Raw genomic sequence first — 10,952 nt, 5'->3', positions numbered from 1 at the left:
AACAGGCTGAAGCAGTCCCGGGCAGTCGCCACCCGCTACGACAAGCGCGGATACGTCTTCCTCGGCACCGCCACAGCAGCAGCCCTGTTCATCTGGCTCCGCACATGATCGACCGGACAAGTCCTAGGCGTTCGGTGTGCGCGGGTCCGCGAGCGGTCTGAGCACCTCCAGCCGTACCGCCCCCGCAGCCTTCTCCAGCTCCGCACGGCACTCCTGCGGCGTGTCCGCCACCGCGGTCACCAGCGCGTACCGGCCGGCCACCTGACCGTGCGGCGGCAGCCGGAGCTCCTGCCCCGGCAGTGCGATCGGCAGCGCCTCCGTCACCGACGGCGGCAGCGCCGCCGCGTCGATCCGCACCTGGCGGGCGAGGCAGTCCGCCTCCGGATAGCAGAACCGCACCCCGGCCACCCGGCGGCGCCCGGGGCGGATGTCCGGCTCGGCGCCGCAGGCCACCCGGGCCGCGGTCAGTGCCGCGTCGGTGCCCAGCGCCAGCCGGCCGATGTCCGGGATACGGTCGCCGCCGATCCGGGCGTTGATCTCGACGATCTTCGGGCCGTGCGCGGTCAGCCGCAGCTCGGTGTGGGTCCACCCGGTGGCGAACCCCACCGCCCGGTGCGCCCGCGCCACCACCTCCAGCACCGCCGGATCGCCCTGAAGAGGGTCGGAGCCGTCGACGAGGTGGCCGGTCTCCTCGAAGTACGGCGGGAAACCGCACTGCTTCCGGGCCACGAAGGCAGGCTCCATCCGGCCCCGGAACCAGGCGGCGTCCACGCTGATCTCGGGGCCGTCCAGATACTCCTCGACCAGTACGTCGCCCGGGGCGACCTCCACCGCCCCCGGCGTCCTGGCGCCGCGGGCCAGCCGGAAGCGGCTCGCCAGCCGGTCCGCCGAGGACACCTGCACGACGCCCGTACTGGCGTTGAGCGCGCGCGGTTTGAGGACCAGCGGGTAGCCGACCCGGGCCGCCGCCGCCCGTGCCTGCGGCAGCGAGGTGACCAGCACCGAGCGGGCCTGCGGCACCCCCGCCTCGTCCAGCGCCAGGCGGGTGGCCCGCTTGTCCCGGCAGGCGAGCGCCGCCCGGGAGGTGCTGCCGGGCAGCCCGAGCAGCTCGGCAAGTTCAGCGCTCTGCACGACCCGGGTGTCATCCCAAGTGAGTACACCCTCGACCGCCAGCTGCCGGACAGCCGTCGCCATGGCGGCCACGTCCGAGGTGTCCACCACCGAGTGCCCGGACAGATACGCCGCCTCCCAGGCGGGCGCGCGGTCCGCGAGCAGATGGATGTCGTACTCGGCGGCGACCGAAGCCAGCAGATACTCGCGGTACACCTGCGAACCGGCGCCGACCAGCAGCAGTGTCATGCGGGAACCCCCTCCTCGGACAGCAGCGGGGCGAGTTGGCGCACCGTGCGGTGCAGATACAGCTGCGGCAGCGGGAAGCCGGGCAGCCCGGCCGCCTTCAGCGCAGCCAGCAGCCGCACCCCGAGCAGGGAGTTGCCGCCCAGCGCGAAGAAGTCGTCGTCCAGGCCGATCCGGAAGCCGAAGACCTCTTCCCACACCGCGCGCAGTCGCGACTCGACGTCGTCCCCCGCCGGTTCCTCCGCACTCTCCGACGGTCCGCGCAGCGGGGCCGGCAGCCGTGCGGTGTCCACCTTCCCGTTGGGGGTCAGCGGCAGCGCGGGCAGCGCCGTGACGGTGGACGGCACCATGTGCGCGGGCAGGAAGCGCGCGGTGTGCTGCCGCACCTCTTGCGCGGCGCCGGCCCGGCTGCCGCCGGACCCGTCCGCCCGGAGGACGACGTAGGCGTCCAGCCGGGCCCCGGCCGTATCCCCGCCCTCGCCCAGCCGCAGCACCACGGCCGCAGCCGTCACCGACGGCGCGTCGAGCAACTGGGCGCGGATCTCGTCCAGCTCGATGCGGAAGCCGCGCAGCTTCACCTGGTTGTCCAGCCGCCCCAGGTGCTCCAGCCGCCCGTCCGGCAGCAGCCGGCCCCGGTCACCGCTGCGGTACATCGGCCCCGGCGCGTGCGGGTCCGGCACGAACCGCCGCGCGGTCAGCTCCGGACGGTTGAGGTACTGCCCGGCCACCCCGGCCCCGCCGACGTGGATCTCACCCGGCACGCCGGGTGGCAGCGGACGGCCGTCGGGATCGAGGACGTAGACATGCCAGCCGGGCAGCGGCCGGCCCACCGAGCGCGAACCGGTCAGCGCCGCACCGCGGGTGACGGTCTGCGCGGTCACATGCACGGTGGTCTCGGTGATACCGAACATGTTGACCAGCCGGCAGTCCCGCTCCGGATGCCGGTCCAGCCAGAACCGCAGCGGCCGGGTGTCGAGCGGCTCACCGCCGAAGACGACCAGCCGCAACGAGTCGGTGATCCGGCTCTCCCGGTCGAGCTGCGCCAACTGGGCGAAGGCGCTCGGCGTCTGGTTGAGCACCGTGACCCGTTCCCGGTCCAGCAGCGCGGCGAACTCGGCCGGCTCCCGTGCCGCCCAGTACGGCACCACCACCAGCTTGCCGCCGGTCGTCAGACAGCCCCAGATCTCCCAGACCGAGAAGTCGAACGCACTGGAGTGGAAGAGCGTCCACACGTCCTCCTCGCCGAGCCCGAAGTCCCCCTCGGTGGCGGCGAGCAGGGCGGCGACGTTGCGGTGCGGTACGACGACCCCCTTGGGGCGGCCCGTCGAGCCGGAGGTGTAGATGAGGTAGGCGGCGTCCTCCGGTGACGGCCGGTGCGCCGTGCCGCCGTCCGGGGACGGCTGCGGCTGTCCGCCGCCCGCTCGCAGGCGACCGGGACCGTCGAGCGGGCCGTCGAGTGCCGCAGGGTCCACAAGGCACACCCCGTCCAGCCGCGGGAAGGCGTCCGTGTCCGTGACGACGAGGGGGACTTCGGCGTCCTCGGCGGTGTACGCGAGCCGCTCGGCCGGATACGCGGGGTCCATCGGTACGTAGGCGGCGCCCGCCTTGAGCACCGCGAGCAGCACCACCACCAGGTCGAGTGACCGCTCCAGACAGACGCCCACCCGGTCCCCGGGCCGTACCCCACGGCTGCGCAGCCCGGCGGCGAACCGGTCCGCACGTTGGTCGAGTTGGCGGTAGGTGAGACCTTCTCCCTCGCAGGTGACCGCCGGCCGGTGGGGAGAGCGCTCGGCCCTGCGCCGTACGGCCTGCTCGATCCGTTCGGCGGGTACGTCCAGCGGCCGCCCCAGCCCGCCGAGCCGGGCCAGCGCCAACCGCTGCTCCTCGTCGAAGAGGGGCAGTTCACCCACCGGGGTGTCGGGGGCGGCCGTGACCAGCGCCCGGTGCGCGGTGGCCAGCATGCCGGTGAACCACTCCACCGCCGCGTCGCCGAACGCCGCGTGCCGGTAGGCGCAGCTGCCGCTCAGCACGGTGGAGCCGTCGTCGGTGAGGTGCAGCGACAGCGGGTGGAGGGGGGCGAGGATCGGCCTGACCTCGAACGGTTCGGCCTTCGCTCCCGTCCCGCCGATCGTCTCGGCGGCCGGTGTGACCATCAGCCCGACGGCCGGTGTGCCGCCCGGCGCGGGCTGCGCCCGGCCGACCTGTGCCAGGTACTCCGCCACGGTCTGCGCCGGTGCGGCGGAGAACGCCACCTCGTGCTCGGCGTCCACCCCCAGCTCCACCTCGGACCGACCGGTGCAGCGGGCGAGCACCAGCCCCAGCGCCGCCCGGAGGGTGACCGCGGCCGGTACGTCGCCGTAGGCCTGGACCGTCAAGCGCCGCTGCCCCACCGTCGGGTCGCCGGGGTCGCCGAGTCCCCACTCCGGGGCCGGGTGCCGGTCGAGTCGCGCGAGCGCGGCCCGCAGCCGCTCGTCCCGCTCCGCGGCCGGGCCCCCGGGCCGGGCCGACAGGTCCACCGGCTCGCCCAGCAGGGCACGGGCCAGGTCGTACGGCTCGGCCGCCACCGCCTGGTGGGCGACCACGATCAGCTCCGCCGTTCCGTCGGTGTACCGCAGCAGCACCGCCCGCACCGCCGGCCCGGTGCGCGGGTCGACGGGCCGGGACAGCTCGCGTTCCCGGCGCACCGCGGCGAGCGAGGTGTCGGCGCCGCCGGGGATGTCGTCCACCCACAGCCTGGCGCCGTCCGCCAGCCGTGCCAGCTCGTGGCCCAGCCGTTCGGGGTCCGCCCCGCTGTGCAGGCGCACGGCGAGCGCCTGGCACAGCCTGCCCGTGTCGTTCATCGTCTTCGTCTCCCCGTGATCCCCGTGATTCCTGCAGTCCCCGTGATCCCCGTTGTCGCTCACCGGCTGGTGAACCCGCCGTCCACGGTGACCGTGGAGCCCGTCACCTGGCGCGATGCGTCGGAGCCGAGCCATACGGCTGCCCCGGCCACGTCCTCGGGTTCGATCAGCCGGTTCATCGGCTGCGCCGCCACGAACGTCTCCTCGTGCTCGGCCACCGGCACGTCCAGGGAGCGGGCGATCTCGCTGAGCATCCGCCCCTCGGCCGCGTCGTCGTCCCGTACCGAGCCGGGGCACAGCGCGTTGACCCGTACCCCGAACGGTGCGAAGTCCAGCGCAGCCGACTTGGTCAGCCCGACCAGCGCGTGCTTCGCGGTCACATACCCCGCGAAGTGCCGGTAGCCGACCAGGCCCGCAGTCGAGGCGACGTTGATGACGCTGCCCGCACGCTGATCCGTCATGGCGGTACCCACAGCGCGGATCATCCGCCAGGCGCCCGACACGTCGACGTCGAGCATCAGCTCCCACTCGGCGGGTGTGATGTCGTGCACCGTCTTGCCCGAAGGCGCCGCGACGCCCGCGTTGTTGAGCAGCACGTCGATCCGCCCGAACCGGTCCAGGGCGCCGTCCACCACCGCACGCACGGCGTCCAGATCCCGTACGTCCGCCTCGGCGGTGACCACCACCGAGGTGGCGGACAGCTCCCGGCACAGCTGGGCGGTGTGCGCCAACTGGCCGGTGCTGCCCAGCGGATACGGCACGCCGTCCAGGTCGTGGCCGATGTCGGTGAGCAGCAGATCGGCCCCGGCCCGGGCGTACGCCAGCGCGCACGCCCGGCCGATACCGCGGGCAGCGCCCGTGACCAGCGCCGCTTTGCCCGCGAGGGGTGCCGAGGTGGCCTCGCCCGGCGGGGGAGTGGTGAGCAGCGCGCTCACAGCCCCACCCCCTGCGAGGCCAGCTCCTGATCGAGCAGCCGCACCAGTCCGGCCGGGTCGTCCACCAGATACATATGGCCGCCCGGCAGTTCGACCTGGTCGCAGCCGCCCGAGGTGGCAGCGCGCCACTCGGCCGCCTGCTCGCGGGAGACCAGCTCGTCGTCCTGCCCGCGGATCGAGACGACCGGCACGGTCAACGGCTTGTCGGACGGCGCCAGATAGTTCTCGTGCATCTCCACGTCCGCACGGAGCGGCGGCAGGAGCATCTGCCGCAGCTCCGGGTGCTCCAGCGCGGGGTGGGTGTATCCGGCGAACTCCCGCACCTGCTCCAGGAACTCCTCGTCGGACAGTCCGGTGGCCCGCGTCCCGCGCCGCGTCCAGGGCCCGGGTGATCCGCTGACGAAGAGCTTCACCACCTCGGGGCGGCCCAGCGCGGCGATCCGGTGCGCCATCTCGTACGCCAGCACGGCCCCGAGGCTGTGGCCGAACAGTGCCACGGCCGGCTGACCGGCCAACTGGTCGAGCACCTCGGGCAGCAGTCCGTCCACCGCCGCCGTCACGTCGGTGAACAGCGGCTCACCGAACCGCTCCTCGCGGCCCGGCAGCTGCACCGGGGTGATCGAGACGGTGTCGCTGCCGTACTCCTGGCAGCGGCGGAAGGCGGACGCCCCGGCGCCCGCGAACGGGAAGCACAGCACGGGGATCGGCATGGATACGGGAACCGGCATGTCAGCCCTCCAACTCTGCCGCGGACGCCCACGCCCGCTCGATCAGTTCAGCCGCCTCGGCGGGGTTGCCCCGCACGAAGTAGTGGCCGCCGGAGCCGAGCCGGTGGAAGCCCACCCGCGCCGCCACCCGCTCCCAGCAGCGGTACTCCTCGGCGGCGTGCGCCAGCCCCTTGTCGTCCTCCGCGACGACGACGGTGAACGGCGCCTCGATCCGCCAGCCCGGGTCCTGTTCGGTCAGATCGATGAAGTAGCGGTAGCCACCGCATACGTCGTGCCGGAAGAGACGGCCCATGAACGACGTGTAGCGGCGGTCGAGGCCGTCCAGCTCGCTGTAACCGGTCTCCTCGACCATGTAGCTGACGATGTCGTCGTCGCTCCAGCTCTCGATCATCTCGATCGACTCGCGCATGTCGGCCGCCGTCGGCAGCAGCTTGGAGCCGATGAAGACCTGCCGCAGATCGAACCCGCGCTCCTCCAGCACCCGCGCCAGCTCCACGGTCACTGCGGCGCCACCGCAGTGGCCCCACAGGATCAGCGGCAGATCCGGCAGTTCGGCCGTCCGCTCGATCTGAGCCACCGCCCGCTCCACCGTCTCGGCGACATCGGTGAAGCTGCCCGGCCGGCTCGGGTTGTGGCCCGGCGGTTCGAGCCCGTACACCGCCAGATCCGGTGTGCGCTTGTCCACGGCCTCCGCCATCGGCTTGAAGTTGACCGGATGGCCGCACGGGTACGGCACGCACAGCACCGCGGCCCGGGCGCCCTCGGCGGTGGAGGAGAGCAGCTGCAGCAGTTCCTCGTCCGCGTCGTCCCCCTCCGCTCCGCCGTCCACGAGCGCCGCCAGCTCACCCAGCCGGGGCACACGGGTCAGCTCGGAGAGCGTGACCAGGCCCTCCAGCTCCAGCACGACACGCAGCGCGGACAGCGAGTTGCCGCCCAGCGCGAAGAAGTCGTCCGCCTCGCCGATCTCCTCCTCGGGCAGCTCCAGGACGTGCTGCCAGGCCGTACGGATGCGGGCGACGGTCTGCTGGGACGCCGGCCGGCCGGGCTGCGGCACCGGTGCGGACTGTTCCCCGGCCGAGGCACCGCCGCCCAGCAGGGCCCGGTCCTCGTCCGCCAGCAGCTGATGTGCCGTGTGCGGCGCGTCCGGCTCGCTCGCCATCAGCTCCAGTACGCGCACGAAGTAGCCGCCGATCCGGTCGATCTGCGCCTCGTCGTAGAGATGTGTGTGGTAGTGCAGGCACAGCTGCAGCTCGTCGTCGAGGAAGTCGCGGGAGAACTCCGTACGGAAGGGGAACTCCGTCTCCGAGTCCACCCGCATCTCCAGCAGCGAGAACTCCGGCAGCTGCCGCAGGTTCCGCAGCAGATAGAAGTGGGTGAAGTTGAAGGTGGTGGTGAACAGCTGCCGCTGGGTGGCCAGGTCCTGCTTCATCTGCGCCATCGGGTAGCGGCGGTGCGGCAGCAGCTCCAGCTCCGCTCGGTACACCCGCCGGATCAGCTCGGCCCAGCTGCCGGTGGCCACCTCGACCTGGAACGGCACCGTATTCAGATGCAGCCCGAGTGTCGTCTCCGCTTCCGGCAGTTCGGGCCGGCCGCTGTGCTCGTAGCCGGTCAGCACCGTCTGCCGGCCCGACACCAGGCTGAGCACCTTCATATGGGCGGCCAGCAGGACATCCTTGACCGGCACGGACAGCGCCTCCGCGCTCGCCTCGATGCGCCGGGTCAGCCCCGCGGGCAGTGGTACGTCCCGCAGTACGACGCGGAAGTCGTCGGTGTCGACGGCGTCCGGCTTGTGCGGTACATCGGCCGGCTGCGGGTCCGCCATGACGTCGCGCCAGTACTGTTCGGACCGCTCGGAGCGCAGCGCCTCCCTCTCCAGGCCGACGAAGTTGCGCAGATGGTTGTCGACCGGGCGGCGGGAGGTGTCCTGGCCCTCCCGCACCTGGTGGTACAGCTCGAACAGCTGGGTGTGCAGCAGGGAGATGGACCAGCCGTCCAGCGCCGAGTTGTGCTGGCTGACCGTGTACCGGTACAGCTCGTCCCCGAGCACCTGGATGTGCAGGGTGACCAGGCCGCCGCGCTCCCACTCGAACCGGCGCGCCTTCTCGCGGGCGAGCCACTGCTCGTGCCACGCCTCCTGCGCCGCATGGTCCAGATGGCGCAGATCCTCGATGGTCAGCGGGGGCGGCACCCGGCGGTGCACGATCTGCAGGAACTCGCTGTAGCCGGTCAGGTGGTAGGTGGTCCGCAGGATCGGGTGCCGCAGCGTCAGCAGCCGCACCGCCTCGGTGAAGGCCGCCGCGTCGAAGGCGCCCGTGACCGCGTAGCTGAGCACGTCGTGGTACTGCCCCAGACCACCGGTGACCTCCGTCTGGAAGATCAGCCCGGCCTGCAGCATCGAGAGCGGATAGGCGTCCTCGGCGTCCTCGGGCAGCCGTGCCCTGTCCTGCGGGGAGATCAGCTCGAACGGCTGGAAGGCACCGCGTGCCGCGACGTCCTCCACCGCCGCCGCACCCGGCGCCTGCGCCATCGACGCCACCAACAGCGCGATGGTCTGGTGCTGGAACAGCTGCTGGAAGGTGAAGTCGAGCCCGGCCTCACGGGACTTGGCCAGGACCGAGACGAAGTGGATCGAGTTGCCGCCCAGCGCGAAGAAGTTGTCGTGCACCCCGACCTTCTCCCGGCCCAGCACCTCCCGCCAGATACGCGCCAGCACCTCCTCGGTCCTGTTGCGCGGGGCGACATGTGCCGGTGCCTTCCTGCGGAGCGCGTCCGGGCTGCGCAGCGCCGCCCGGTCCAGCTTGCCGTTGGGGGTGAGCGGCAGCTCGTCCAGCACCCGGATCCTGCCGGGCACCATGTACTCCGGAAGCGCGGCGCGCAGATGCTCCTTCAGCTCCGCCTCGGACGCTCCGGCGGCCCCCGCTCCGCCGGTCGCCCCGGTCACCCCGTCGGTCAGTACGGCGAAGCCGCGCAGCGAGGTCTGCCAGCCGTCGTCGACCGCGACAACTGCCGCGTCCCGTACCCCCGGGTGGGTGCGCAGCCGCTCCTCGATCTCGCCGGGCTCCACGCGGAAGCCGCGCACCTTCACCTGCTCGTCGACCCGGCCGAGGTAGTCGAGGCTGCCGTCGGGCAGCCGGCGGGCCCGGTCGCCGGTGCGGTAGAGCCGTTCCTCACCGGTGGCGGCGCGCACCGCGTCCCCGGTCAGGAACTTCTCCGCGGTCAGTTCCGGCCTGTCGAGGTAGCCCCTCGCCACGCCCACACCGGCGACATGCAGCTCGCCGGGGATGCCCACCGGCGCCTGCCGTCCCTCGCCGTCCAGCACATACAGCCGGACGTTGTCGATCGGCCGGCCGATGGGCAGCCGCGCCCGGCCGGTCAGCCCCTCCACAGGCTGGTGGGTGACGTCCACGGTCGCCTCGGTCGGCCCGTACAGGTTGACGAGCCGGGCGTCGGGGACGAGTGCGCCGAACCGCGCCGCCTGCGCGGGGGCGAGCGCCTCTCCGCTGGCGAAGACCTGCCGCAGGGTGCGGGTGGCCGCTCCACCGCCGAACCGGTCGAGATGGCCCAGGAACATGCCGAGCATCGACGGCACGAAGTGCATGGTGGTCACCCGGTGCCGGTCGATGGCGGCCAGCAGCGCGGCCGGGTCCTTCTCGGCGCCGGGCGTCGGCAGGGCGAGCGCCGCCCCGGTCAACGACCACCAGAACAGCTCCCACACGGACACGTCGAAGGAGATGGACGTCTTCTGCAGAACGACGTCGTCGGCGCCGATCGGGTACGCGCGCTGCATCCACTGCAGCCGGTTGACGGCGCTGCGGTGTTCGACCAGCACGCCTTTGGGACGGCCCGTCGACCCGGAGGTGTAGATGACGTAGGCGGCGTCCCGCGCCCCGCCGGTGTGCTGGAGCGGCTCGGTCGAGGTCGCATACGACGCCGGGTCCTCGATGTCCAGGGCCGGGGTGGCGCCCACCAGTGCGCCGAACCGCCGCTGATGGAGGGCGAGCCGGGCCGCGCTGTCGGTGAGCAGATGATCGATGCGGGCCTGCGGATAGGACGGGTCGACCGGAAGGTAGGCGGCACCGGACTTCAGCACGGCGAGGACGGCGGTCATCATCTCCGTCGACCGCTCGGTCAACAGCGCCACGATCGAGCCCGGGCCGATGCCGCGCTCCCGCAGGGTGCGCGCCAGCTGATTGGCGCGTGCCTCCAGCTCCCCGTAGGTGACGGTGGTGTCCTCGGTCAGCAGCGCGGGCGAGTCCGGGGTGCGGGCGGCCTGTTCGGCGAACAGACCGTGCAGCGTGGCGTCCGCGGCGAAGTCACGCTCGGTCGCGTTGGCCGCCGCGACGGCCTTCTCGTCCGCGGTCGTCCACAGGTCGAGCGTGTCCACCGGCCGGTCGGGCTCGGCCGTCGCCCCGTCCAGAACGAGGGCGTACTGGGCCCCGAGGCTGCGTACGGACTCCTCGGCGAAGCGGTCCGCGGCGTACGCGAGAGTCACCGTCAGCTCGCCGTCGTTCCGGGCGGCGGTGACCATGACGCCGGGCGCGGTGAAACCAGGATCGTGGAAGCCGTCGAGCGCCACTCCGGTGTCGAAGGCATCGGTGCGGCCCAGTTCGGCGGCGAGGGCGGCCACGTCGCACTCCTGGTTGTGCTCGGCCTCCCGTACCGCGTCACCGACCCGGGTCAGCAGTTGACGCAGCGACCCGGTCGGGTCCGTACGCACCAGCAGCGGGCCGCCCGCGGACCGTGCGGCAGCACCCCGCTTCGGCAGCGCGACGGCCACCTCCTCCCGACCTGTACAGCGGCCCAGCAGTGCGGCCAGGGCCGAGGTGAGCACCACGCACAGCATCTCGGGGCGGCTGCGGGTGATCCGGTCCAGACGCTCGGTGAGCGTGCTGCCGAGCGGAACGGTGATGGCGGCGTGCCGGCCCGCACGGTCGGTGGCGTCCGCCGCCGCGGCGCCGTCCGGGCCGGTGCCCGGACGGAAGTCGGGCCAGAATCCGCACGTCTGAGTGAGTGAGCCCAACTGGGATCGCCAGTAGGTGGTCTGCGGTGACGGTGCGAAGGATGCTGCTTGGGATGGGAGCAGAGGCATGGAT

At 72.7% G+C, this 10,952-nt stretch carries 5 protein-coding genes and 1 pseudogene; 1 reads left to right on the top strand and 5 read right to left on the bottom strand.

All coding sequences use genetic code 11. The features are described from left to right. Nucleotides 1-108: pseudogene (locus KBY19_RS36860) on the top strand (IS5/IS1182 family transposase); the annotation flags it as partial. A gap of 15 nt (nucleotides 109-123) precedes the next feature. Here the strand turns inward: KBY19_RS36860 and KBY19_RS25185 are convergent. From KBY19_RS25185 to KBY19_RS25165, 5 genes are read right to left on the bottom strand one after another with little or no spacing between them, the layout of a single operon-like run. Next, nucleotides 124-1,359, bottom strand: coding sequence for an ATP-grasp domain-containing protein (locus KBY19_RS25185; protein WP_099885346.1), 1,236 nt, complete (start codon nucleotides 1,357-1,359; stop codon nucleotides 124-126). Further along, nucleotides 1,356-4,196: an amino acid adenylation domain-containing protein gene (locus KBY19_RS25180; RefSeq protein WP_210966773.1), complete on the bottom strand. Its 2,841-nt coding sequence runs from the start codon at nucleotides 4,194-4,196 to the stop codon at nucleotides 1,356-1,358. The genes KBY19_RS25185 and KBY19_RS25180 overlap by 4 nt, the downstream gene beginning before the upstream one ends. 59 nt (nucleotides 4,197-4,255) lie before the next feature. Next, nucleotides 4,256-5,131 (bottom strand): SDR family oxidoreductase, encoded by an 876-nt coding sequence (locus tag KBY19_RS25175; RefSeq protein ID WP_210966772.1) that lies wholly within the window; start codon nucleotides 5,129-5,131, stop codon nucleotides 4,256-4,258. Further along, nucleotides 5,128-5,859 (bottom strand): thioesterase II family protein, encoded by a 732-nt coding sequence (locus tag KBY19_RS25170; RefSeq protein ID WP_210966771.1) that lies wholly within the window; start codon nucleotides 5,857-5,859, stop codon nucleotides 5,128-5,130. The genes KBY19_RS25175 and KBY19_RS25170 overlap by 4 nt, the downstream gene beginning before the upstream one ends. Before the next feature lies 1 nt (nucleotide 5,860). Next, the gene (locus KBY19_RS25165; RefSeq protein WP_210966770.1) at nucleotides 5,861-10,948 is read right to left on the bottom strand and encodes a non-ribosomal peptide synthetase; all 5,088 of its coding nucleotides are present in this window, start codon (nucleotides 10,946-10,948) and stop codon (nucleotides 5,861-5,863) included. Nucleotides 10,949-10,952 lie beyond the last annotated feature (4 nt).

Origin of the sequence: Streptomyces sp. B15 (assembly GCF_018070605.1) — a bacterium.
GTDB classification, from domain to species: domain Bacteria; phylum Actinomycetota; class Actinomycetes; order Streptomycetales; family Streptomycetaceae; genus Streptomyces; species Streptomyces smyrnaeus.
The sequence above is the reverse complement of the archived record's forward strand: the minus strand, read 5'-3'. Positions and strand labels throughout refer to the sequence as shown.